We start from the raw sequence: 21,436 nt of genomic DNA on the forward strand, positions 1-21,436 counted from the left end.
TCGAACGTGTTGGTCTCATCCCCCTGTCACATCTCCGGCAGACCTGCCTTCCTAAAGCCGTCGACAAAGTGGTCCCTCACAGATGCATCGCGCAGTGGCTGGGAGTTGAGCCAATGGGCGATGGTGAAATGAGGGTGGGCGATCAGGAACAATTCTGCTTCTCGCAGCGCCTCGTCATGGTGGCCCAATTGCGCAAGCGTGGCGGCCAGGAATTTGCGTGAGTTGGTACGATAGGTGTCTTCCCTGCGCAGTGTCGCGGCCGCCGCCTCATAGTCACGCGCGGCGTATTGCGCCTGGCCAAGATGACAAAGATACCAGCAGGCCGGACGGGGATTGAGCCGCAGGGCTTTTTCGATCTGCGCCAGTCCATCGGCAATCCTGCCGTCCAGCACGGAAATGTCCGACATGGCGGCCCAGGTGTCGGCGTGGTTGGGGTCCAGCTCCAGGGCCTTGGCGAAGGCGGCCTCCGATTCCTGCCATCGCCGCTCATAAGCCAGGATGGTCCCCAGGACGTAACGGCAGCCGGCATCGTTGGGGTCGAGGTCGACCGCCTTCTGCGCCGATGTCGTCGCCATCTCCCGGTTGGGATCTTCGGGCTCGCCGAAATGCGTCCAGGCCAGCCAGCGGTTATAGGCGAGCAGGCCGAGTGCCTCGGCATAGGACGGCTCGAGCTTGAGCGCGCGCTGGAGCAGCATATGGGCCTCGCGCTCGGTTTGCGGCGACTCTTCCGTCAGGAGGCGGGCGCGCACACAGAGGTCGTAGGCCTCAAAATTCTTCGGCCGATTGCGCTGCGGCGGGATGGTCAGCCGGCCGACGAGGGCTTCGACGATCTTGGCGTTGACTTCATCCTGCAGCTCGAAAACATCTTCCACGGTCCTGTCGAACCTCTCGGCCCACAAGTGGCCGCCGGCAAGCGTGTCGACCAGCTGGGCGTTGATGCGGACACGGCCCATCGCGCGTCTGGCGCTCCCCTCCAGCACGTAGCGGACGCCGAGTTCCTGGGCGACCAGCTTCACGTTGACCGGCTTGCCCTTGTAGCCGTAGACCGAATTGCGCGCGATGACGAACAGGCCGGCCGTGCGGGAAAGGTCGGTGATCAGGTCTTCGGTCAAGCCGTCGACGAAAGGCGCGTCCGTTTCATCCCCACTCATGTTGGTGAAGGGCAATACGGCGATCGAGGGATTTTCCGGCAGCGGCAATATGCTCTGCAGCGCATCCGGCCAATGCCACACGTGGACCGGGCGGGTGAGGTTCTTCAGGTAACGTTCGCCTGCATCGAAGAACCGATCGTCGATCTTGCCGAGGATCTCGCCGTGAACGCTGGATGAAATGCAGATGCCTCCCGGCGCGGCCAGTCTCTCGAGGCGCGCCGCGACATTGACCCCGTCGCCGAGGACGTCTGAACCCTCGTCAATGACATCTCCGAGATTGACGCCTATGCGCAAGAGCAGGCGCCGGTCTCCGGAAGCCTCGACGGCAGCGTTGGCCAGCTGCATTTCCAGCGCTGCTGCGACCGCTTCCACCGCGCTGCCGAATTCGATCAGGAAGCCGTCGCCCATGACCTTGAAGATGCGGCCCTTGTGGCGCATCACGGCCGGCTCGATCGTGCTGGAACGGAGTTCCCTGAGGTTCTCCAGCGTTGCGACTTCATCTGCCTCCATCAGGCGCGAATATCCCACCACATCGGCAACGACGATGGCGGCAAGGCGACGCTGAAGAGATTGATCCGTCATATGAGGACAAGCCTAACGACCGAATTAGCAAGTTATTGTTCAACCGTCGGTGAGTCAACAAGGGGCAGGGGCAAGTCCAGGCGCACTCCGCCTTCGTCGAGCCGTGGTCCTTGTGACCGACGGCGTCGAGGTCGGCGAATGAGGATCAGTAATGCGACCGCCCTACGGTCGAAGCGGGCTTCAGCCCGTCACGGCTCCCTCGTTCGCCGGTCGGACCAGGGCCGCGAACTTGGCGAGGACGCCGCGCCTGTAGCGCGGTTGAGGCTGGACCCAGAGGCTTCGGCGTCTCGCAATCTCTTCATCGGGGACGTCGAGCTGCAGAAGCTGGCGATGGGCGTCGATGGTGATTTGGTCGCCCTCGTGGACAAGTGCGATCGTTCCGCCCTCGAAGGCTTCGGGCGTGACATGCCCGACCACCATGCCCCATGTGCCGCCGGAGAAGCGTCCATCGGTGATGAGGCCGACGCTTTCTCCCAGGCCGCGCCCGACGATGGCCGATGTCGGGGCAAGCATTTCCGGCATTCCCGGACCGCCCTTCGGCCCGAGGTAACGCAGCACCATGATATCGCCGGCCCTGATCCTGTCCGACAAAATAGCGTCCATTGCGGATTGCTCGTCGTCGAAGACGCGCGCCGGGCCGGTAATGACCGGGCTCTTGAGGCCGCTGATCTTTGCCACCGCGCCGCCTTCCGCCAGATTGCCCGTGAGGATGGCGAGATGTCCCTCGCGATAGAGTGGCGCTGCGAGCGACCGGATAACCTCCTGGTCGGCAGACGGTTCGTCGGGCACGGCCGAGAGCTCGTCTGATATCGTCCTGCCGGTGATCGTCAGACAGTCGCCGTGCAGGAGGCCGGCATTCAGCAGCAGCTTCAGAACCTGGGGAATGCCGCCGGCAGAGTGGAGATCGACAGCCATATAGCGGCCGGATGGCTTGAGATCGCAGATGACGGGTACCTTGCGGCGTATCCGCTCGAAATCCTCCAGCGTCCATTCCACCTCGGCCGCATGGGCAATGGCGAGATAGTGCAGCACCGCATTCGTCGAACCTCCGGTGGCCATGATCAGCGCCACGGCATTTTCAATCGACTTGCGCGTGACGATGTCGCGCGGCCGGATGCCGGCTCTTACGGCGTCCACCAGGACGCGCGCGGACTCGGCCGTGCTGTCGATCTTCTCCTGGTCGGGATTGGCCATGTTGGAAGAGTAGAGCAGCGACATGCCGAGCGCCTCGAAGGACGAACTCATGGTGTTTGCGGTGTACATGCCGCCGCAGGATCCCGTTGTCGGGCAGGCATTGCGCTCGATACCCTCGAAATCCTCGGCGCTCATCCTTCCGGCGATGTAAGCGCCGACGGCCTCGAAAGCGGAGACGATGGAGAGGCTCTGGTCCTTCCAGCGACCGGGCTTGATGGTGCCGCCATAGACATAGATGGACGGGACGTTGGCGCGCAGAATGCCGATCATGCCGCCCGGCATGTTCTTGTCGCACCCGCCGATCACGAGAACGCCATCCATCCACTGGCCCTGCACCGAGGTCTCCACGCAATCGGCGATAACCTCGCGCGAGACGAGGGAATATTTCATGCCCTCCGTTCCCATGGCCATGCCGTCCGAGATGGTCGGCGTGCCGAAGGTCTGCGGATTGGCTCCGGCCGCCTTGATGGCGGCGACTGCCGCATCGGCAAGCGGCTGGAGCCCGGCGTTGCACGGCGTGATCGTCGAGTGCCCGTTGGCGATGCCGATCATCGGCTTGTCGAAATCGGCTTTCGCATAACCCAGCGCATAGTACATCGCGCGATTGGGAGAACGGGCAATGCCCTGGGTAATATGCCGTGAACGGTCGTTGTCAGCCATGAGCGCCTCCCGCTAGCCAGCCGGGACTATAGCGTGTCGGAAGGCAAATACGCCGAGAAATATGCACTTGCCTCCGGCGAAGTCGCCGACGCTCGGCTGACCATTCTCGCTCCTGGCCGTTCGGCTCAGCCGAGTTCCTGGGCGAGCCCGATGAGGATGCCTTCGGGGCCGCGGATGTAGCAGAGCCGGTAGGTGTCCTGATACCGGACGACTTCGCCGACGAGTTCGGCGCCGCGCGCACGCAGCCTTTCGAGCGTCTCGTCAATATCGTCGACGGCGAACATGACGCGGAGGTAGCCGAGCGCGTTGACCGGGGCGTTCCGGTGGTCGGCGACGACCTGCGGTCTCAGGAAGCGGGAGAGTTCGAGCCGGCTATGGCCGTCGGGCGTGCGCATCATGGCGATCTCGACATGCTGATCGCCGAGGCCTGTGACCCGTCCGGCCCATTCTCCCTCGATCATGGCCCGGCCTTCGAGTTCGAGGCCGAGTTCGCGAAAGAAATCGATCGCTTCTGCGAGGTCTTCGACGACGATTCCCACATTGTCCATTCGCTTGAGCGCCATATTCCCGATCTCCAGGCTGCTGTTTCACTCTACAAGGCCTCGCCTTGTGCACCAAAGGACGTGCGAGGCAGGGCAATACCGACAACCATCCGGCCGATTTTTGCTTTCCGCATGATCGCGACATGGTCCGTTGCAATTGGCACGCACAGGACTAACTTTCGGGGAAGCCACGCCCCTTCGTGGCGAAGATATCAAAGGGAAGCAAAGGCATGTGCCGGAACATCAAGCCCCTGTTCAATTTCGATCCGCCGGCAACGGACGCGGAAATCCACGATGCGGCGCTCCAGTTCGTGCGCAAGCTCAGCGGAACCAACAAGCCGTCGAAACGCAACGAGGCCGCGTTCGAAAACGCAGTCATGGCGATTGCGAATTGTGCCCGTGAATTGCTCGATTCGATGGAGACGTCGCAACCGCCCCGCGATCGCGAGGAAGTCGCCGCCAAGGCGAAAGCACGATCGGCAGCCCGCTTCGCCTGAAGGCACACTTGCCGATCCTAGTCACTCGCCGTGATAGCGGCTGATAAAGCTCCAGACTTCGGCCGCCGTCTCTATATCGTTGCTGCATCCCCCGAAACGCGGTCCGTCCGGCGGATCGTCCATGCCGGAGCCGGTATCGGGCCGGGCGAGACGGGGCCAGCAGTGGCCGCCGTTTTCGATGCGATACAGTTGAACGCCCGTATCGGCCTGGCATCCGGTCCATTGCACAAGACTGGCGCGGGTGAGGTCATGCGGGTTCAGATGCGGCAGCGGCGTTGACGTCTCCCCGGTGCAGCCGTCGATCCGGCGCCAGTATTCGGTCGTCTCGGGCACGGAAAGCAGCCGTCCGAAGGAGCGGATATAGCCATCGTAGCGCTGCACGTCGTCGCTGGTGCCGTTGATCATCATGACCGGCATGGGGTGGCCGGGCTTGCAATCTTCGACCTGCGCTTCGTTGATCGCGCTGGCGACGGGCGCTATCGCCGATATCCTGTCGGGAAGCGCGCAGGCGAGCGTATAGGTCATCAGCGCGCCGAAGGAGAAGCCCGTGGCATAGACCCTTGAGCCATCGGCGATCTTCCGGCCGACGAGATCGTCGATCATGGTGCGGAAGAAGCCGATGTCGTCGACCGGCTCGCCGTTGATGGCAGGTTTTCTGGATTTGATGTTCCAGGCGCCATCGATCGCTTCCGGATAGAGGGTGATGAAGTTCTCGCGATCGGCGACTGCATCGAATCCGCTGTTTTTCTGGAAGTTCGCGGCCTTGTCGTCGGATCCGTACATGACGATGACGAGCGGGGCAGGGTGCCCCGCCGCGCCGGCGGGGATATGCAGGATCGCGGTGCGGTCGACGCCCTGCCATCTGTAGGTCAGGAGGTCATCGGCATCAGCGCCCCTCGGGCCGAGGAGAAATGCCAGGCCGAAGAGAAAAAGGAAGCCGGCAAATGGCAGGCGTGGCAATGCGCAGAACATCAAACGTCCTCGCTTTCTGACGAAAACACAGCGACGAAACATATGCCATTGCGCAGCACCGGCAATGAACCGACGAAGCGACGCAATGGCGCAGGTTGATGTCTTCATCGGCTGGGTTTAACCCGCCGCACTTGCTTGCCACATCTCGCCGTCACGGAAGCGGCGAGGCAGTGCCACCGGTTGGCCCCTCCTACCTCTGGGAAGGGGTTGGGGAGGGGATTGCCACCATTGCGGAAGGGGCTTTGGCGCGCCTTCTTGCCCCCGGCGCTGAGGCGGCTAATTTGCCGCAGATATTGCTCAATTCAGAGACGGTTGCATGTCACAATCCTGTTGGAATTGATGGCTAGACGGGCGAAAAATCGGCAGCGAGGATCGGCAGATGGCAGAAGAGAAGCCCCTGGACCTGACGGGCGAAATCGTCGACTTCGATGCGGGGCACGGAGAGGCGGCCACCGTCGAGATGGACGACTATTCCAAGAGCCTGGCGCAGGCCAAGGCGAAGTCGGTCAAGCTGGTGGATGCGATCACCGGCGCTACGCTGAAGAAGAAGGACGCCTTCCATTTCGACGATCTGCGCCCGGCGCTTGCCGATTTCGTGCGGCAGAAACATCCGGGCCTCCGTTCGGACGATTACATCAGCCGCAAGCTGATCGATGATTATCGCGGCCAGTATATTGCCGAATTGCTGCGCGACGAACGCGGCGAGCTCTCCAACCTCGAGGATGAAGTCGTCGAGAGCCTGAAGAGCCATGACACGCTCGCCGAAAACATCGAAGAAGATTACGAGGAACGCCGTTCGCTCGGCGATCGTGTCGCCGATGTCGTCGCCACCTTCGGCGGCAGCTGGACCTTCATCATCTCCTTCTGCTTCTTTCTCGCCGTCTGGATGGGCATCAACCTGGCGCTGGGCGAGAAGGCTGCCTTCGACGTCTATCCCTTCATCCTGCTGAACCTCATCCTTTCGACCATCGCCGCCCTGCAGGCGCCGATCATCATGATGAGCCAGCGCCGCCAGGAAGCGAAGGACCGGCTGAGGGCGCTCAACGATTACAAGGTCAATCTGAAGGCGGAACTGGAAATCCGCCACCTGCATGAAAAGGTCGATCACCTGCTGAACCGGCAGTGGGAACGGCTGACCGAGATCCAGCAGATCCAGATCGAAATGATGCTGGAACAGGCCAAGGCCGCCAATCGCGCGCTGAAGCTCAGCAAGGCGCAGAAATCCAAGACCAATGCGCTGAAGAACCTGTTCAGCACCAAGCCTGCCGGCGAGGAGACCGAGGAATAGGGGAGTGGTCGTGCAGAGGGCACAAAAAATAAAAGAGGCCTCGAAGGGCCTCTTTTGGGTTGTTTAGACTCATTCGCGTCGCAATCTCTGCAGAATGCGCACAGCCCCCCTAAGGGCATCGCAACGGAGTGCATCGAAAGTAAGTGTTCACCCCGGCAATGTCAAGCCCCATGGCACCTATTCAGTTGCAAATTATCTATGCAACCCAAACCATTGGGTGTAACGCTACCGTAAAGCAAACGCGGTTGCAAGTTCATGAAAACTGTCGTCGAAAAGCATGCCGAGGGGCTGCTGGCAGAGTTTGAAATCGAGCTGGAAATCTACGAGAGAGCTCAGTTTACTGCTCTTTGCGCGCAGGCCAATGGCGACTTCCTCACCAGCGCATTGAAGGAACTGCGCGGGGTCGCCAAGAGCGTCGCGAAGGCCAAGGCTCGTGCCGAGGCGGCGGGAACGAAGTGCGAAGCTGCCGCGCTCATCCCGAAAATCATCCGCACCTATTATCGAAAACTCGGCGAGCAATCGAAGCTCTTTCCGGCATTGTCATTGTTCGAAGCGGCCTACCGCACGCATCTGTCGGCATGGATGGAGCATCATTATGGCACGCCCCAATGGTGGGGCGACATCTATGCCCACATCAAGCGCGGCGGCAAATCCTCCGATTTTTCCGATATCAACGGGGTTAGCGTCACGGCGGGTACGCCTCGCGTGATCGAGAACATGCTGAGAGGCATAGATGGGCAGGGACTGCACGGAACGCTGATCCCGACCTTGAGCGATGGCAGGAAGATGCTGGAGAGGAGCAAGCTCTCCGACATCGAAGAGCTGATCCGCGAACAATGGGTGCAGTTCAAGACCTCGATACCGGACAGGCTTCATCACGGCGCGCCTTTGGACCTCGAAGTCTTCATGGGCATGTTCCGAAGGGTGCGCGACGCGCGCAATCTCTGCTCGCATCACCGCGAGGTGAAGGACCGCGCGGGTATTCTCAGCAATATCGAGCAGCTCGTCGATCTCGTGAACGTACACCTCGAAATGGCGTTGGCCGCCGTCCACACGGCCGCCGTCAGGCCATATCCGTTCCAGGTGCTGGCAGTCGAAAAACATTCGATAGGCCTGCCGGAGCGCCAGATCTTCGAGACTGTCTTTACGATCGACACCGTCATCAGGACGTCGGATCTGAAGGCGTTCTCGCTCGGCGAGGCGCTGATCATGGCGCTTGAGCCGCTGTCGGCAGACGACAGGCTGAAACTGACCAGCATCTCGGTCCGGGCGAAGTGACGCTCACCGCGCCATGAATGACCCGGCTCCCGGCGGAGATTTATTCGCCGGGAGCCGGGCCACTTTCAGCCGGGCTATGGCGAGGGGAGGATCAGCAGGCGTTCGCCGCATCCGGCTGGACCGAATTCGTCGAAGGGGTCGGCGCCGGGTTGCCTGTGCCGCTGTTGGTCGTGCGCTGGCAGTCGTTCGGGTCGCCGCCCGAAGAGCCGGAATTGGTGGTGTTGCTGGAGGGATTGCCGGCGTTGTTGGTCGAGCCGGTCGTGCTCTTGTCCGTCGCGCCGCCGTTGGTGCCGCTGCCGTTCATGTTGCTGCCGGTGCCGTTGCTGTTGCCATTGGTGCCGGAGGTGCTGCTGCCGCTGCCGGATGTGCCGCCCGAGGTGCCGCCTGAACTGCCGGAAGACTGTGCCATGACCGGGGCCGCCAGGGTGAGGGCGAGGGCGGAAGTTGCAAGGATTCTCAGAAACATCGGTATTGCCTCTTCAATTGGAGCTTTGTGACAGAGGCTCAACCTGACGCGGCTCTCAATGTTCCGTCTTTTGCAGCCCGGACGGGGAAAGGGTGCGTTGCCGTACCAAGGAGCAGGGCTGAGGGAACTTTGGCCGCTCCAGTTCGTTCTATTCCGCTTCCGAACTGCAATCCGAAAAGGCCGATATGTCCAACCGAGACGGCACGCGTGTGCTTTTCGACCGCATCTGGTCCGCCGGCGTCCAGGCGGCGCGGGAGGGGCGGCACAGGGAACTCGACTATCTCGTCCACATGCGCCCCAGCCTCGAGGAGTATCAGGCCGGCCGGGGGCTGCGAATGACGCATATGATCAAGGTCGTGCAGCTCGGCATGTCGAGACTGCGGGCAGCCGGCGACCTGCCGGGAGAGTGACCTGCTGACTGAGGCGAGGACGGGGCCTCGCCGTCGATCACCACGAGTTGAGGCCGAGATCGCGCTTGCCGTTCATGACACGCACGGAGTTCGGGCCGGCCTTGTTCCAGGTCTCGCAGATTTCCTTTCCGGCGTCCCGGCCGCCCTTCCAGGTTCGGCAAAACTTGTTGCCGGCAATGTGCCATTTGCCTTCGATCAGGATCACGTCGCCGTTGTCGAGCTTGACCTGACCCTTGGCGGTCCCGTCCTTCGATATGGACAGCATGCCGGCATACCCCTCCTTCGGTCCGCCCAGAGTGAGTTCCTTGCCGTTTGACAACAGGGCCGTCAGTTCCTTGCCCGTCATCGCCGTCGCGGCGATTGCGGGGAATGCGCCGAAGACAAGGACCACTGCCAAAGCTGCGATGCGCTTCATGTTTCCGTCCTCCACCTGGATGCCGATGATCTCCCGCCGGTCTTCCCAACCAGCCGGCGAAATGATGCACCAGGGATCGCGATAACAACAATTAGCCATTGCGGATTATCCCGTCAGAGATCATTGGTGCCCGGGAAATGTTCTAACAGATGTTGCGCTACCTCGAGTTGCGCAGCCCTGTGAATCCCGCGAGGGTATAGGCCGTTTCAAGACGAGATCGCGCCGAGAGCGATGAGGCTGACGAAGACGCTCAGCGGCGGAAGGTGCTGCATGTCCCGGTGGCGCAGAACAGTCACGATCGCGGCTGCGATGATGACCGTGGCGAGCACCAGGCCGAAGCTTCGACTGGCTGGAAACGCAATCAGGGCAGCCGCCGATATCTCAAGTCCGCCTGTCAGGATGCCCCACCAGCGCGGATAGCCCCAGCGGGCAAAATCGCTTCGTGTCCCTGACGTGCCGATGGCGTTGACGAGGCCGGCGCCCGATAATGCGGCACAGAGGAACCAGAGTGAGAGAACATGAACCATCTCAGTGCGCACCTGCAATCATGGGAACGGCCGCCAGGATCATGATCGCGGCCGTCAGGCCATGAATGCCGAAGGCGCTTTTCGTGGAGCCTTTCGCCGCGATAATGACCAGCATGTCGCCGAGAGGGATGATGGCCTCGATCAAGAGCACGATGCCGATCTCGCGCTGGACGCCCCACACCATGAAGGCAAGGACCAGGAATCCGGCCACGATATCGCGAACGCCCTTGAGGCGGAGCCACGCGGGGATGTTGGGGGCATCACCCGGCAGCGGCAAGCCGAAGCTGCGCACCATGGTCGTCGGGCTCGCAATATAGCCGGTGCCGATCGCGATAATTGCAAGGGCCACAAGCAGCCCGATCCCATTCAGAAGCCAATCCATCACGCCATCCTTCTAGCGGTTTGAAATAATCTAGCAGTGCTAACATTTATGCTAGCGTTGCTAGATATTCAAGCCGTGATATGATCTCTTCATACAGGCGGCAGGGCATGGAGGTTGGGAATGGGTATCGCAGAGCGAAAAAGCCGGGAGCGCGCCGATCGCGAAGATCGTATTGTCGCGGCAGCCCGTGGCATCGCGGAGAGCGAGGGATGGGAGGCCGTCACGATCCGCCGCCTGGCCAAGGAGATCGAATACAGCCAGCCGGTCCTCTATTCGCATTTCGAGAACAGGGATGCGATCGTGGCAGCCGTCGCAATCGAGGGATTCAGTGAGCTTGCGGCCGCTCTTTGCGCAGCTGCGGAAAGGGCGAAGGGCAGGCGGGAGGCCCTGACCGATCTTTCCGTGGCCTATTTCGACTTCGCGCAAAGCCGCCCGTCGCTCTACGAGGCCATGTTTGTCCTCCCGACCCAGCTGCGCTTCGCCGACGCCGAGACGCGGCCGGAGCTTCGGGCCGGTTTCGAGGCATTGGCCGCGGCGGTATCTCCGTTCTGCGCCGATGCGGAGATCGTGACCGAGACCTTCTGGGCAGCCCTTCACGGGCTTGTCGCGCTCGAGCGGGCAGGGCGCATCAGGCCCGGCATGCGGGACGAGCGCGTCGCGCTGGTCGTTCGGGCGATCGTGGATGCGGGAGGTCATTCGCGCAGCCGTGGCTGACATTGCCCGGTCGACGATTGCCCGTTCGATCTCCGGGCAGTTGCTGCCCACCACCATCGAACGAGGACGAGCAATGTGTTAATCGTCCTGGAAGGCACGGGATTAGAACGGACGCATCAATGGCCGGGTCGGGCGGTGAACGCCTATCTCTCAAGCTCGCCGCGCATCCGGCCAAACTCCGCTGAGGCCGGCAGGCTGTCAAATGGAACTGCACAAAAATCGAGAATACTCACCGGGGGATGAGCCAATGGACGAAGATCATACGAAACGCATGATCCTTGAATTCCTGAGGAGGCACACCCTGGCGGTCATTGCGACCTGCCATGGTAATGGAACGCCGGAGGCTGCTACGATCGACCTCTCGGTGCGCGACAATCTTGAGATCGTGTTCAGCACTTTCACGCACACGCGAAAGTTCGACAATCTCGCCGAGCGTCCCGGCGTCGCGTTCGTTGTCGGATGGGACGACAATATCACGGTTCAATACGAGGGTGAGGCGACAAGAGTTCCTGCCGCGGATATCGAACAATACCAGGACGCTTATCTCAACAGCCTTCCGGCCGCCAGGGAGTTCATCGAGAGAGGGGCCGTGTTGTTCAAAGCGGTGCCGCGGTGGATTCGATATTCCGATTTCAACAAGGAGCCTCCCGAGCTGATCGTGGTTCAATTCTGAGAGGCGCAACGGTTTCGGGTCGCCGTCGGGGGCGTCCGACCCCTGCAGCCCGGCAAGGCAGAGGGGGTGCCCCAAGGCGCGCCATCACGCTCCCGCCCGCAATTCCCCTTTCAGATGGTCCGCCAGCCTGAGCGCCAGCGCCACTGCCGGCAAGGTCGGGTTGGCCTGTCCTGACACCGGAAACACCGAGCTGCCGGCGACATAGAGGTTTTCGAGGTCGTGGCAGCGGCAGTTGCCGTCCACCACGCTCGAGCGGGGCGAGGCGCCCATGCGGGTCAGGCCGATCTGGTGGTAGCCGTCGAGCGCCTGGCGGCGGACGGCGGTTTGCAGGCCGTCTTCGGGGTGAAGCCATTCGAAGGTGCCGATCTGCCTTGTGCCGATCCATTCCGCCAGCGCATGGTGGCACCTGATCAGCGAGGCGAGATCCTCTTCGTCGAAATCGAAACTGACGGCGAGCCGCTTCAGGCCGGTTTCATCGACCTCGGAGCTCAGCCGTACGCGGTTGGACGCGACCGGCCGCTGTTCGCCGTGGTAGGCGAGCCAGTAGAGATGCTCGCCGTTCTTGACGAAGAAATTCGGCTGCCGTTCGGATTTGAGCGCTGATGTCGTCAGCTGCAGGGCGGCGTTGAAGCTTTGCACCGGGTTTGTGACGAGATCGGACAGCGAGGCAGTGTCGGATACTTTCGACTTGAAGGACATGCGGCGCATCTTGCGCCTTCCGGTGATCGCCTTGAACAGGTTCAGCGTCGCACGCGCGCCTGCCGTTGCGTAGACCTCTTCCAGCGGTGGACTGCGCAGCCAGAAGACGCTGTTCAGGAGGTCGCGCTCGTTCTGCAGGGCGATGCTCGGTATCAGCCGCGCGCGGAACCAGGCGCCGGTGCCGTTGCGGCGGAAGAACATCTTTTCCATGAAGCTGCGATCGGTAAAGCGGATGCGGGCGAGCTCGCCGGCCAGATGCCCCATGTAATAACGCCCGAGCGGGCCATCGACGCCGCCGAAGAGCCGCGGCGCGATCTCCTGTGCGGCCAGCAGCAGCCTGGCATTTTCGCGCCCGCCGCAGGCCAGAACGAAGATCGTGGCGCCGAGCGAATGCAGCTTGCCCCGATGCCACACCATCAGCCGTTTCGTGCGGGCGCCTTCGCGGTCGAGATCGAGGCCGATCACGGTCGCCTGGGTGACGAGGTGCAGGTTCGGCAGGCTCTCGATCAGCGCTCCGTGCGCTTTTGCCATATCCGGCTCGCGGGCCCAGCTCTCGATCGAGGGTTCGAATTCGCCGTCCATGTCGGGCATATCGACTGCCGGCAGCTCTGCGCCGAGAAAGGCGCGGGCATCGTCGTAATAGGCCCTGAAGGCGCTGTGTTCAATCGGCCAGCGGGCATCGCCGCGCGCCGGCCTGCCATCGAAATCGCTGTCGTCGAATTCGACGCAGCGGCCGCCCCAGGCTTTCGAGGTGCCGCCGACCGCGCGGCGGATCGTCAGGCTCGCTTCGGCATGGTGGTCGGTGCTGATGGAGGCGGCTGCCGCCAGCCGGTTCGTCTTCTCGGATATGGTCTTGCCGCCGGATTCAAGCAGCGCGACAGAGAGACCGGAGCGGGCAAGCGCGATGCCCAGCGCCAGGCCGACAGGCCCCGAGCCGACGACGCAAACGTCGACACGTCCCGCAAGCAGGTTTTGAAGCGACGAAATCATTTCACCACCCCGGCTTATGATGGCGGGATCATAGCCGCATTTTTCGGCGCGTGTAATGTATTTTGTGAGGCTTCAGCCCTTGGTTGTCTTGGGCGATATCTTTGGGGCGCTGTCTGGGGTGGGGCGCGGGGAAAGCTGCTCCCGGCGCGGTGGCACCGGGAGCAGGATCGTCACTTCGCAAGCGCGGCCTTTTCAATGACAGCGGCAACCTCGTCCGCGTGGACGACGAGGGAGGCATGGCTGCCGGCCACCTCGGTGGTCTTGGCCTTGATCCTGGCCGCGAACAGCTTCTGGGCCTCCGGCGCGATCACCCTGTCCTTCGTGGTGATCACATAGAAAGTCGGCTTGTCGTGCCAGGCCGCGATATCGACCGGAGCCTCGTAGGCCGTGTGGTTCAGCGGAAGCTGCGAGTTTGCCAGGGACTCGGCGACCTTCAGGGGAAGGTCGGCGGCGACCGCCGTCGGAAACACCTTGGGATCGATATAGAGGTTGCCCTTGTCGTCGGGATGAATGGCATTGGTGCCTTCGGTTGCCGGGCCGTGCGCGGCCAGGGACGCCAGGGATTCTCCAACGTCAGGCGCGAAGGCGGAGACGTAGACGAGCGCCGAGACCTCGGGTTCGTCGCCGGCTTGCGTGATAACCACGCCGGCCCAGGAGTGACCAACGAGGACGGTCTTGCCATCCTGCTTTGCCAGTGCCTGCTTGGTGGCATCGACATCCGCAGCCAGCGACGTGAGCGGATTTTCGACCAGCGTTACATTGTAGCCCTTCTTCGTGAGAATGTCGGCAACGGGCTTCCAGCTTGACTGGTCGACGAAAGCGCCATGGACGAGCACGATATTGTGCGCCGCGCCCTCGGGTAGTTTGGCCGAATGGGCGGGTGCGGCAAACGCTGCTCCGGCGGCGAGAACGGTGGCGGCTAAGAGTAGTCTATTTCGCATTGCTTGCTCCTGTTGGGATGCCGACAACCCCGCCCCATGGAAAAGGGCGGGCGCTTGGGTACGTGTTGCGGCAGTTTTCCAGATTGCTTGCTGGGTGGCCTGTCGGCTCACGTCGACACGAAATAATACGAAGAGTTCCGGGAGGTTAGGCCCCGATCGTCCGGATATTGTGTCCGACCGTACGGCGGATTAACATCAGACATGGACATCCTCGCCGAAGTGCTCGATCGCGTTCGCCTTAGCGGAACCCTGCTCTTTCACTTCGAGCTCGGTCATCCCTGGAACCTGGCCATGCCGCAGCGCCCCTACGCCCTGTTCCACTATCTCAGTCGCGGCTCAGCCACGCTTGCGCTCGAACACGGGCAAGAACTCCTGATGGCGGAGGGCGATCTCGTCGTCATCACACGCGGCGAGCCCCATCTGATCTACTCGGACAGCGGGACGACGCCTTTCCTGGTGACGGACCTCGACCGACCCGCGCATCTTGGCGTCGTTCATCACGGAGGCAGCACGAAGCCGCTCTCGACGATGATCTGCGGCAATTTCATCCTGTCGTGGCCGGCGCGCGGCAGCGTGATGGAACTGCTTCCGCCCGTCCTTCTCCTGAAGCCGGCGATGGATGGTGACTGGCTCGAGGCTATCCTGCGCCGCATGGTGAGCGAGTCGGCGCTTGCACGTCCCGGTCAACGCGTCGCGCTGTCGCGAATGACGGAGGTGCTCTTCGTCGAGGTGTTGCGAAGCTGGATCAAATCCCTTCGGCCGGGAGAAGGCGGATGGCTTGGGGCGATGGCGGACCCCTATATTGGGCGAGCGCTCGAGCTGATCCACGAGCAACCGGATCGGCCCTGGACACTTCGCGACCTCGCACATCGCGTAGGGCTCGGCCGCTCGGTGTTTTCGGCTCGCTTCACCAAACTCGTCGGCCAGTCCATGCAGCGCTACCTGATCGCACGGCGGATGTCGGAGGCTGCGTTCCTGCTGGAATCAAGCGATGAGGGGATTGCCCGGATCGCAAGCCGCGTCGGCTACGAAACCGTCGCGGCGTTCTCCAAGTTGTTCCATCGCCACCACGGCCTGTCGCCCGGCCGCTATCGGGCAGCTCGCCGCGTCGAAGGCGGCCCAAGGCCCGGGGAACGTCCTGATCAGACCTCGCTGACTGATCTCGACGAGGCTGACGTCGAAGCCGTCCTGTCGTGATCGCCGGCTGGGCGAGGCATTGAGGCTCCTGTCTGCTGTCGCAGAAGTGATGACCCGTCGAGCCCGTTTTCCTGTTTTGCATGCGACTTGGCCGGCAGCAGATGCTAAACTTTTCCAAAGCCCTCCAAGCGGCAAAGGACCAGGGAACCATGACCAGCGCACTCCTCATCATCGATATGCAGATGGTCATGCAGGAGCGGCTCGATGCCGGGCGCGAGCGCGTGAACGGCGAGGCGGGAGATAATATCGCAGCCCTTGCCGGCGCCTTTCGCGCCGCCCGAAAGCCTGTCATCCATGTCCGTCACCGCGATAGCGCGGAAGGGTCGGCGCTTAACGAAAAGGCGCCTGGATACCAGCCGATGCCCTGCGCGAAGGCGCGGGAGAACGAGCCCGTCTTCATCAAGTCCACGTCGTCGGCCTTTGCCTCCACCGAGCTCGAGGGCTATCTGCACGAGGTCGGCATCACGCATCTGGTCGTGACGGGGGCGGTCGCCGGCTTTTGCGTCAACACGACCGTGCGCGCCGGCAGTGACCTCGGCTTCAAGATGAGCGTCGTCAGCGACGCGGTGCTCGGCTTCGACCTGCCGGATGCCGATCTCTCGGCGCGGGAAATCTTCGACGTGACGATGGCGCACCTGAAATCGGATTTCGCCGAGATCGTCGAGACGCGGCAGCTGATGGCCATGCAGCCTGCCTGATTGGGGGCGGCCTGAGGGCCACCGCTTAATCCGGTTTGCCGCCCACCAGCGCGACGATCGGCCCATAGCCGCCGTGCCAGGATGTGTCGTTGCGGCCGAGCGCCGGATTGTAGAGGCCGGTGCCGTTTCCGCCGTCGAGGAAGAGCGCATCGGGGCATTTCAGCTCGTCGCGGAAGAACCTTGCGAAATCGTGGAAATTCACGTTGCCCTCGCTGATGACGAAGCGGAGCGTGCCATCGGCTGCAAGGCCGACGCCGTTGCGCCGCGTGCGGTCGGTCGAGCCGGGTATGAAGATCGGGTTGACCTTGCCGGCGACGAGCAGCATCGGGCCGGATTGCGTGGCGAGGCGCGTTTTTGGCTTCTGCTTCAGGAAATCGGCGGTCGGGATGATATGGGCGCCGGTCTCATCGAGATAGAAGATGCCGTTCGGCTGCTTGAAGAAGTTCGGCACCGGGCCGGACACTTTGGGCGGCGCTTCGACATTGGCCGCTATCAGCTCCCTGCCATCCTCGACATAAAGCCCCAGTGGCGTGAAATCCTCGCGGTACATGCCGGCATTCATGGCAAAGAGAAGCCGCTGTCCTTTGCCGGCAACCGCATCGGCGACGCCTGAAAACCTGCGATAGGGCTTGCCCCCGGCATCCTTCCAGAACAGGCGCAGATCCGCCTTTGCGGGATCGACGCTGCAGACGATATAGCTGCCGCCCTCGAAATTCTGGCGCGTGCAGGGATCGGCAGGCGTCGGCGCGCCAGCCGCATCGGGCGCCTCGGCCTTCGCGGCAAACGCACCGGCAAGGAGCATGGCAAAGGCGATTATGGTGCGAAGCATGGCATCTCCCGACTCGTGGCTGATAACTCGTAGCCAATGACTCGTAGCTGATGACCGGGAAAGAAGGCGAGAGCGGGGAGCAATTTAATCCCTGCCTGCGAAGCTTGCCGCAGGTCCGCCGTGCTGACCTAAGGTAAGGCGATGGCGCTCCGGGCCGCGGGGTTCACGTAAGGTAAATCACCGTTGAATCCGTTCAGTTTTCTCGAAAATCTTCGCGTATCTCACCCGATTGGGGGTGGCGGTTGCCTGGCTAAGGGCTAGAGTGGAAGCCGGCCTTGTGGAGCTGGGCCGACTTGACGCAACCTTGGAGGCCGTCTCTCCCGACGAGCCTCTTTTTTTATGCCATGCGCTTCCGCTGCGAGCGCCGCCAACTCGGCTGTCGTTGCGCGGAGGCCTAAACCCTCTATTCTGGGCTCATCAGGTGCAGGCGCTCGCATTCGCTGTCGGGCATCCCTTTCCGCAATAGCCGGGACATCAGCCATGACGATCGAGATTGCCGATTGGTCGCCGCTCTGGTCGGAGAAATTCCAGGCGAAGGCGGTGGATATTCGCCGGGCGCTTGGAAATGTTGCGCTGCGGATCGATCATATCGGCTCTACCGCCATAGCGGGCATGGCCGCCAAGCCTGTCATCGATATGCAGATTTCGGTGGCCGGATTCGAACCCTTCGAGCGGCTGCTGATGCCGCTCAATGCCATCGGTTATGTGTGGCGGCACGACAATCCGGATCGCGCCAAACGTTATTTCCGTGAAAGTCCCGATCAGGAGCGCATGCATATCCATATCAGGCGTTCCGGCAGCTGGCACGAACAATGGGCGTTGCTGTTTCGCGATTACATGCGCGCCCATGCAGCAGAACACCCTGCCTATATCGCGCTGAAGCACGCGCTCGTCGCTGCCCATGGGGGCGATCGGAAGGCCTATACGGACGGCAAGGCCGATCATCTCTGGGCGGTGATCCGCCGGGCGGACCGCTGGGCGGCCGAGACGGGCTGGGCGCCGGCACAGTCGGACGCGTAGATGGCGCTGCGCGGGTGAGCCAGACTATTTGGCGTGAATACCCAGCAATTCGAACTCGTCGATCAGGCCGACCACCTTTTCGCCGTCAAACGTCTCGGCGCCGATGATGCTCTTGCCGTCGTATTTCTCGGCCTGCAGGATGATGACGTATTTGTCTTCCTGGCGAAAATAGCCGTATTGCGGGATTTCGATGTCGATCGGCTTTCCGTAGTTCCTGGCATCCTCGCCGGTGGCAAAGATCGCCGTTCCGTTGTCGACATCTTCGGGGGCGGCACTGCGGCCGATCAGGAAGCCCGAGCTCGGCAAGTCCGGCCATTTGGCCGCGCCGCTGAAAAGCAGGGAGGCGCAAAGCGCGATCGCAAGCGCTCGGATGGTCTTCAAATCAGTTGCCTTTGCCATGGTCCACTCCTGCCGTGCAAGGAAGGGCGAGGGGAGCGTCATCTAAGGAATCCTCCCTGCAGCCGGAAGTTCCCAAAAACCGTCAACGGAAGGCGAGGGCAAGCCGGGAGAGCAGCACTGCACAATTTTATTCGCAATGGCGCATATAGGCGAGAGGTCCGGATGCCGCAGGCAGGTAGCCGGGTACCGGTGAACGCTTCGAGGGCCTATTCCTGTCGCGGGGTCGGCGCTTTCATGTACTCGCAGATGTTCGTGAAATACAATGTCTGCCCGTTATGTTCGGCTTTCGACAGGGCAAACTCCCAGACGGCGAATTTGTCGTCATTGTAATAGAAGGCCGCGCTCAGGAAAGCTTCGAGGCGGCCGCAATCGCCCACGCCGGCGCCCGTGTAGATGGACAGGGTCTTCTCCTTGAGCTTACCCTTCAGCACCTTGTCGATCTCGAAATCGCCGCGCGTCAGGGGGGGCGGCTCATCGCCCTGCGAAAGCGGCAGGCCAACGCCGAAGGTCACCAGCTTCATGCGGCCTCGGACCACGAGGTCGGCTTTGGAAAACTGCTCCTTCTGGGAGATTTTCCCGCAGCTGCAGGCGGCGGCCTGCGAGGCTGTCAACCCGAGAAAAAGCGATGCGAAGACTGCGGCTGCGGCATGACATGACTTCATCGACATCCCCATTGAAAGAACGCACCCCTAGCGCCCGACCGCTTCTAGGCATGATTGCAGAAAATGGCGGGTCGATGGCGGAGCAGGACAGTCTGTGTGATCTTCCTGAAAGGGGCATGCAGCGGGCTTTGCGCCGCCCTGGCAGCTGTTTGTTTTCTTTCGCCGAGCCAGTCTCTCAGGCGTCGCCGGCGGCCGGATTCCGCAATTCAGAATTGACTTTCTCCGGCCGCCCTAGGGACGGTTCGGCGCAACTGTGCTGGAGCAGGTCTTGGCCTGGCCGTTCAGCCGGCGTCCGCCTCGCGCGTCATCTCGACCATCGTCGGGCGGAAGCCCATCGCGCTAAAGAGGCTGCGGGCGACGTCGTTGCGGTGGGCGGTCGAGAGCACGAAGCGTTCGGCGCCGAGGGATTTCAAGCGGGCCATCGCCGCTTCCAGCAGCATCCGGCCGACACCTTCGCGGCGGCGGCCCGGATCGACGAAGAGATCGTGGATGACGCCCGCCGGTCCGCGAAGCGACATGTAGTCGAAGCCTTCCGATGCGGCATAGGCATATCCGAGGAGGCCGCTGTCGTCTTCGGCGACGATCACGATGACATCGGGCTCGGCGAGCTGGCTTTTCAGGAACTGCCCGTATCTGAGCGGGGTGCTCTTGGCGGCTTCGATGAAGCGCCTGGGGTCCAGTTCGTGATGGAGGGCAACGAGCAGGGCGCCGAAGCCGCCGAGAATATCCATGTCGGCCGATGTGGCGGGGCGGATCCTGACTGCATGTTCAACCGGCTTTTTCGCCATAGGGGTTCCAGTGGTCTTGCAAATGGAGGCGCGGGAGCGGCGCCTGGATCCTTCCTACATCGCGGCCGGTTCCGAGGCCATATGTTGCGTGGGTGATGAGCCCGCCCTGTGCGGTCAGCCGCTCTTGCGAACAGTTGATAGCCAGCGGGTCACCAACCGTTCCAGGAGGACGCCGAGCAAGGTTGAATGGTGTCGGAAAGCCGGAGGCGAATCGCGGCAAGGAGGCTGGCGGACAGGGCGGTCGCACCGCAGCACGCCTGCCAACGGTCGCTAAACGAATAATATTCCATAGAAAAATCAGTATATTACAACAGAAACTTGCAGGTGATTCGAAGTTTTTGTGCCTAAATCTGTTGCCAAATTTAAAATTGACCTTATATTGCCGTTATCGACCATTGCTTGTGACGTCGTTGCGGAGCTATTTGCTCTCGTCAGATTTCCTTCCAAATAATCGACCCAAGCCCGCAGGGTATCGCGGGAAGTTTCAACGGTTGCTTTGAAAGGAGATCGTTATGAATACAGGTACAGTCAAGTGGTTCAACGCCACCAAGGGTTTCGGTTTTATCCAGCCGGATAACGGCGGCACCGACGTTTTCGTCCATATTTCTGCAGTTGAACGCGCTGGCCTGCGCTCGCTCGCAGACGGACAGAAGATCAGCTACGAAATCGTGCAGGACCGCCGTTCGGGCAAGAGCTCTGCCGACAACCTCCGCGCTGAATAAGAACTTGTCACGACTTCGCGCGACCACGGATGTACTGGCGCGCGGAGACGTTGACCGAGGCCAGGGCCTGGCCTGAAAAAAGTCAGGATCTGGGAAGGTCGGGAGCAGTCCCGGCCTTTCATTTTTTATTGCATGAGGGTAGAACGGCATGGCATATCGTCGTTACAGTCCGGGTGACACCATCATGCTCAAGCATGGTGTTCTCGGCGGCGCGCAGCCCTCGGGCTCCGGCGACATTCTGTCCATTCTGCCGGCCGCGCAGGGCTTCGTCCACTATCGCGTTCGGTTTCAGAACGAGAATTTCGAGCGCAGCATCCGCCAGGATGACATCGACGTCCAGGCATCACCTTCGTCGCCTTCGCTTCCAGAAGCAGAGGCGGCGCCCGAAAAGCCGAAATCGAGCTGGATCAATTCGAACGTGATCCGCATCAGGAAGTAACAGCAGCTACGCTGATTAAGGAGAAAACTTGCAGGTACTCGTCCGAGACAACAATGTCGATCAGGCCCTCCGCGTGCTCAAGAAGAAGCTGCAGCGCGAAGGTGTGTTCCGCGAAATGAAGGAACGCAGCGCCTATGAAAAGCCGTCGGAAAAGCGCGCCCGCGAAAAGGGTGAAGCGATCCGCCGCGCCCGCAAGCTCGCCCGCAAGCAGGCGCAGCGCGAAGGCCTGCTGCCGGCACCGAAGAAGAAGGTGATTGCTCGCGGCCGCTGACGCCTTCCCGGTCTCCCGTTCCATCGACAA

At 61.8% G+C, this 21,436-nt stretch carries 26 protein-coding genes; 12 read left to right on the forward strand and 14 right to left on the reverse strand.

The genetic code is table 11. From position 1 onward, the window contains the following. Positions 1-26: 26 nt before the first annotated feature. From FHX06_RS06045 to FHX06_RS06055, 3 genes are all read right to left on the reverse strand, one after another. Positions 27-1,733 (reverse strand): adenylate/guanylate cyclase domain-containing protein, encoded by a 1,707-nt coding sequence (locus tag FHX06_RS06045; protein ID WP_183878469.1) that lies wholly within the window; start codon positions 1,731-1,733, stop codon positions 27-29. Between the two features lie 180 nt (positions 1,734-1,913). Then, positions 1,914-3,587, reverse strand: a complete 1,674-nt coding sequence (ilvD, locus tag FHX06_RS06050; protein WP_183878470.1) for a dihydroxy-acid dehydratase — start codon at positions 3,585-3,587, stop codon at positions 1,914-1,916. A gap of 125 nt (positions 3,588-3,712) precedes the next feature. Beyond that, positions 3,713-4,150, reverse strand: coding sequence for a VOC family protein (locus tag FHX06_RS06055; RefSeq protein WP_112547967.1), 438 nt, complete (start codon positions 4,148-4,150; stop codon positions 3,713-3,715). A 209-nt stretch (positions 4,151-4,359) separates the two neighbouring features. Between FHX06_RS06055 and FHX06_RS06060 the strand changes: the two genes are divergently transcribed. Next, positions 4,360-4,626 (forward strand): DUF2277 domain-containing protein, encoded by a 267-nt coding sequence (locus tag FHX06_RS06060; RefSeq protein ID WP_112547968.1) that lies wholly within the window; start codon positions 4,360-4,362, stop codon positions 4,624-4,626. A gap of 21 nt (positions 4,627-4,647) precedes the next feature. Here the strand turns inward: FHX06_RS06060 and FHX06_RS06065 are convergent, their stop codons facing one another. Continuing rightward, a complete protein-coding gene (locus FHX06_RS06065; RefSeq protein WP_183878472.1) occupies positions 4,648-5,598 on the reverse strand; it encodes an alpha/beta hydrolase family esterase in 951 nt (316 codons plus the stop codon). Between the two features lie 379 nt (positions 5,599-5,977). Between FHX06_RS06065 and FHX06_RS06070 the strand changes: the two genes are divergently transcribed. Both FHX06_RS06070 and FHX06_RS06075 read left to right on the forward strand, forming a co-directional pair. Further along, on the forward strand, positions 5,978-6,886 hold the full coding sequence (locus FHX06_RS06070) for a DUF1003 domain-containing protein (protein ID WP_113207350.1): 909 nt from the start codon (positions 5,978-5,980) through the stop codon (positions 6,884-6,886). 255 nt (positions 6,887-7,141) lie between these two features. Then, complete coding sequence (locus FHX06_RS06075; protein ID WP_183878474.1) at positions 7,142-8,164, forward strand: hypothetical protein; 1,023 nt, start codon at positions 7,142-7,144, stop codon at positions 8,162-8,164. Positions 8,165-8,255: 91 nt separating this feature from the next. Here the strand turns inward: FHX06_RS06075 and FHX06_RS06080 are convergent, their stop codons facing one another. Next, entirely contained in the window at positions 8,256-8,630 is a 375-nt protein-coding gene (locus tag FHX06_RS06080) for an oxidoreductase (RefSeq protein WP_183846394.1), read from the reverse strand. 185 nt (positions 8,631-8,815) lie between these two features. On the opposite strand from FHX06_RS06080, the gene FHX06_RS06085 reads away from it, so the two are divergent. Then, on the forward strand, positions 8,816-9,040 hold the full coding sequence (locus tag FHX06_RS06085) for a hypothetical protein (RefSeq protein WP_112546509.1): 225 nt from the start codon (positions 8,816-8,818) through the stop codon (positions 9,038-9,040). 37 nt (positions 9,041-9,077) lie between these two features. Here the strand turns inward: FHX06_RS06085 and FHX06_RS06090 are convergent, their stop codons facing one another. The 3 genes from FHX06_RS06090 to FHX06_RS06100 all read right to left on the reverse strand — a co-directional run bounded on the left by FHX06_RS06090 (position 9,078) and on the right by FHX06_RS06100 (position 10,364). Continuing rightward, positions 9,078-9,455 (reverse strand): hypothetical protein, encoded by a 378-nt coding sequence (locus FHX06_RS06090; protein WP_183879177.1) that lies wholly within the window; start codon positions 9,453-9,455, stop codon positions 9,078-9,080. Between the two features lie 206 nt (positions 9,456-9,661). After that, entirely contained in the window at positions 9,662-9,982 is a 321-nt protein-coding gene (locus FHX06_RS06095; protein ID WP_183878476.1) for a DoxX family protein, read from the reverse strand. A gap of 1 nt (position 9,983) precedes the next feature. Then, a complete protein-coding gene (locus tag FHX06_RS06100) occupies positions 9,984-10,364 on the reverse strand; it encodes a DUF4267 domain-containing protein (protein WP_183878478.1) in 381 nt (126 codons plus the stop codon). A gap of 120 nt (positions 10,365-10,484) precedes the next feature. Here FHX06_RS06100 and FHX06_RS06105 point away from each other — a divergent pair, with 120 nt between their 5' ends. Continuing rightward, positions 10,485-11,078, forward strand: coding sequence for a TetR/AcrR family transcriptional regulator (locus tag FHX06_RS06105; RefSeq protein WP_183878480.1), 594 nt, complete (start codon positions 10,485-10,487; stop codon positions 11,076-11,078). 247 nt (positions 11,079-11,325) lie between these two features. Next, positions 11,326-11,751: a pyridoxamine 5'-phosphate oxidase family protein gene (locus tag FHX06_RS06110; protein ID WP_183878482.1), complete on the forward strand. Its 426-nt coding sequence runs from the start codon at positions 11,326-11,328 to the stop codon at positions 11,749-11,751. 84 nt (positions 11,752-11,835) lie between these two features. Here the strand turns inward: FHX06_RS06110 and FHX06_RS06115 are convergent, their stop codons facing one another. Continuing rightward, positions 11,836-13,440 (reverse strand): GMC oxidoreductase, encoded by a 1,605-nt coding sequence (locus tag FHX06_RS06115; RefSeq protein WP_183878483.1) that lies wholly within the window; start codon positions 13,438-13,440, stop codon positions 11,836-11,838. A gap of 170 nt (positions 13,441-13,610) precedes the next feature. Next, a complete protein-coding gene (locus FHX06_RS06120; protein WP_112971848.1) occupies positions 13,611-14,381 on the reverse strand; it encodes an alpha/beta fold hydrolase in 771 nt (256 codons plus the stop codon). A gap of 201 nt (positions 14,382-14,582) precedes the next feature. On the opposite strand from FHX06_RS06120, the gene FHX06_RS06125 reads away from it, so the two are divergent. Then, positions 14,583-15,578, forward strand: a complete 996-nt coding sequence (locus FHX06_RS06125) for an AraC family transcriptional regulator (protein WP_183878485.1) — start codon at positions 14,583-14,585, stop codon at positions 15,576-15,578. Positions 15,579-15,727: 149 nt separating this feature from the next. Continuing rightward, positions 15,728-16,276 (forward strand): isochorismatase family protein, encoded by a 549-nt coding sequence (locus FHX06_RS06130; protein WP_183878487.1) that lies wholly within the window; start codon positions 15,728-15,730, stop codon positions 16,274-16,276. Between the two features lie 25 nt (positions 16,277-16,301). Here FHX06_RS06130 and FHX06_RS06135 read toward each other — a convergent pair whose 3' ends face one another. Beyond that, a complete protein-coding gene (locus tag FHX06_RS06135) occupies positions 16,302-17,105 on the reverse strand; it encodes a phosphodiester glycosidase family protein (protein ID WP_183846383.1) in 804 nt (267 codons plus the stop codon). 480 nt (positions 17,106-17,585) lie between these two features. On the opposite strand from FHX06_RS06135, the gene FHX06_RS06140 reads away from it, so the two are divergent. After that, a complete protein-coding gene (locus tag FHX06_RS06140) occupies positions 17,586-18,125 on the forward strand; it encodes a GrpB family protein (RefSeq protein WP_183878489.1) in 540 nt (179 codons plus the stop codon). Between the two features lie 24 nt (positions 18,126-18,149). On the opposite strand, the gene FHX06_RS06145 is transcribed toward FHX06_RS06140, so the two are convergent. From FHX06_RS06145 to FHX06_RS06155, 3 genes are all read right to left on the reverse strand, one after another. Then, positions 18,150-18,524 (reverse strand): hypothetical protein, encoded by a 375-nt coding sequence (locus FHX06_RS06145; RefSeq protein WP_162728585.1) that lies wholly within the window; start codon positions 18,522-18,524, stop codon positions 18,150-18,152. Positions 18,525-18,730: 206 nt separating this feature from the next. Then, positions 18,731-19,186, reverse strand: a complete 456-nt coding sequence (locus tag FHX06_RS06150; RefSeq protein WP_113116350.1) for a hypothetical protein — start codon at positions 19,184-19,186, stop codon at positions 18,731-18,733. A 281-nt stretch (positions 19,187-19,467) separates the two neighbouring features. Continuing rightward, the gene (locus tag FHX06_RS06155; RefSeq protein ID WP_113116351.1) at positions 19,468-19,974 is read right to left on the reverse strand and encodes a GNAT family N-acetyltransferase; all 507 of its coding nucleotides are present in this window, start codon (positions 19,972-19,974) and stop codon (positions 19,468-19,470) included. A gap of 512 nt (positions 19,975-20,486) precedes the next feature. Here FHX06_RS06155 and FHX06_RS06160 point away from each other — a divergent pair. From FHX06_RS06160 to rpsU, 3 genes are all read left to right on the forward strand, one after another. Then, the gene (locus tag FHX06_RS06160) at positions 20,487-20,696 is read left to right on the forward strand and encodes a cold-shock protein (RefSeq protein WP_112546522.1); all 210 of its coding nucleotides are present in this window, start codon (positions 20,487-20,489) and stop codon (positions 20,694-20,696) included. Positions 20,697-20,844: 148 nt separating this feature from the next. Continuing rightward, complete coding sequence (locus FHX06_RS06165; RefSeq protein WP_112546523.1) at positions 20,845-21,135, forward strand: cold-shock protein; 291 nt, start codon at positions 20,845-20,847, stop codon at positions 21,133-21,135. A gap of 28 nt (positions 21,136-21,163) precedes the next feature. Then, positions 21,164-21,406, forward strand: coding sequence for a 30S ribosomal protein S21 (gene rpsU / locus FHX06_RS06170; protein WP_112546524.1), 243 nt, complete (start codon positions 21,164-21,166; stop codon positions 21,404-21,406). Positions 21,407-21,436: the final 30 nt, after the last annotated feature.

It is taken from the genome of Rhizobium sp. BK512 (genome assembly GCF_014194915.1).
Lineage (GTDB): Bacteria > Pseudomonadota > Alphaproteobacteria > Rhizobiales > Rhizobiaceae > Rhizobium.

Bases quoted from the DNA above. Each gene is read 5' to 3' on its own strand.
- FHX06_RS06150 (WP_113116350.1), bottom strand. From the start codon at position 19,186: ATGAAGTCATGTCATGCCGCAGCCGCAGTCTTCGCATCGCTTTTTCTC.
- FHX06_RS06130 (WP_183878487.1), top strand. From the start codon at position 15,728: ATGACCAGCGCACTCCTCATCATCGATATGCAGATGGTCATGCAGGAG.
- FHX06_RS06100 (WP_183878478.1), bottom strand. From the start codon at position 10,364: ATGGATTGGCTTCTGAATGGGATCGGGCTGCTTGTGGCCCTTGCAATT.
- FHX06_RS06065 (WP_183878472.1), bottom strand. From the start codon at position 5,598: ATGTTCTGCGCATTGCCACGCCTGCCATTTGCCGGCTTCCTTTTTCTC.
- FHX06_RS06145 (WP_162728585.1), bottom strand. From the start codon at position 18,524: ATGGCAAAGGCAACTGATTTGAAGACCATCCGAGCGCTTGCGATCGCG.
- FHX06_RS06155 (WP_113116351.1), bottom strand. From the start codon at position 19,974: ATGGCGAAAAAGCCGGTTGAACATGCAGTCAGGATCCGCCCCGCCACA.
- ilvD (WP_183878470.1), bottom strand. From the start codon at position 3,587: ATGGCTGACAACGACCGTTCACGGCATATTACCCAGGGCATTGCCCGT.
- FHX06_RS06085 (WP_112546509.1), top strand. From the start codon at position 8,816: ATGTCCAACCGAGACGGCACGCGTGTGCTTTTCGACCGCATCTGGTCC.
- FHX06_RS06105 (WP_183878480.1), top strand. From the start codon at position 10,485: ATGGGTATCGCAGAGCGAAAAAGCCGGGAGCGCGCCGATCGCGAAGAT.
- FHX06_RS06160 (WP_112546522.1), top strand. From the start codon at position 20,487: ATGAATACAGGTACAGTCAAGTGGTTCAACGCCACCAAGGGTTTCGGT.
- FHX06_RS06075 (WP_183878474.1), top strand. From the start codon at position 7,142: ATGAAAACTGTCGTCGAAAAGCATGCCGAGGGGCTGCTGGCAGAGTTT.
- FHX06_RS06070 (WP_113207350.1), top strand. From the start codon at position 5,978: ATGGCAGAAGAGAAGCCCCTGGACCTGACGGGCGAAATCGTCGACTTC.
- FHX06_RS06120 (WP_112971848.1), bottom strand. From the start codon at position 14,381: ATGCGAAATAGACTACTCTTAGCCGCCACCGTTCTCGCCGCCGGAGCA.
- FHX06_RS06045 (WP_183878469.1), bottom strand. From the start codon at position 1,733: ATGACGGATCAATCTCTTCAGCGTCGCCTTGCCGCCATCGTCGTTGCC.
- FHX06_RS06165 (WP_112546523.1), top strand. From the start codon at position 20,845: ATGGCATATCGTCGTTACAGTCCGGGTGACACCATCATGCTCAAGCAT.
- FHX06_RS06140 (WP_183878489.1), top strand. From the start codon at position 17,586: ATGACGATCGAGATTGCCGATTGGTCGCCGCTCTGGTCGGAGAAATTC.
- FHX06_RS06125 (WP_183878485.1), top strand. From the start codon at position 14,583: ATGGACATCCTCGCCGAAGTGCTCGATCGCGTTCGCCTTAGCGGAACC.
- FHX06_RS06055 (WP_112547967.1), bottom strand. From the start codon at position 4,150: ATGGCGCTCAAGCGAATGGACAATGTGGGAATCGTCGTCGAAGACCTC.
- FHX06_RS06080 (WP_183846394.1), bottom strand. From the start codon at position 8,630: ATGTTTCTGAGAATCCTTGCAACTTCCGCCCTCGCCCTCACCCTGGCG.
- FHX06_RS06110 (WP_183878482.1), top strand. From the start codon at position 11,326: ATGGACGAAGATCATACGAAACGCATGATCCTTGAATTCCTGAGGAGG.
- FHX06_RS06095 (WP_183878476.1), bottom strand. From the start codon at position 9,982: ATGGTTCATGTTCTCTCACTCTGGTTCCTCTGTGCCGCATTATCGGGC.
- FHX06_RS06090 (WP_183879177.1), bottom strand. From the start codon at position 9,455: ATGAAGCGCATCGCAGCTTTGGCAGTGGTCCTTGTCTTCGGCGCATTC.
- FHX06_RS06115 (WP_183878483.1), bottom strand. From the start codon at position 13,440: ATGATTTCGTCGCTTCAAAACCTGCTTGCGGGACGTGTCGACGTTTGC.
- FHX06_RS06060 (WP_112547968.1), top strand. From the start codon at position 4,360: ATGTGCCGGAACATCAAGCCCCTGTTCAATTTCGATCCGCCGGCAACG.
- FHX06_RS06135 (WP_183846383.1), bottom strand. From the start codon at position 17,105: ATGCTTCGCACCATAATCGCCTTTGCCATGCTCCTTGCCGGTGCGTTT.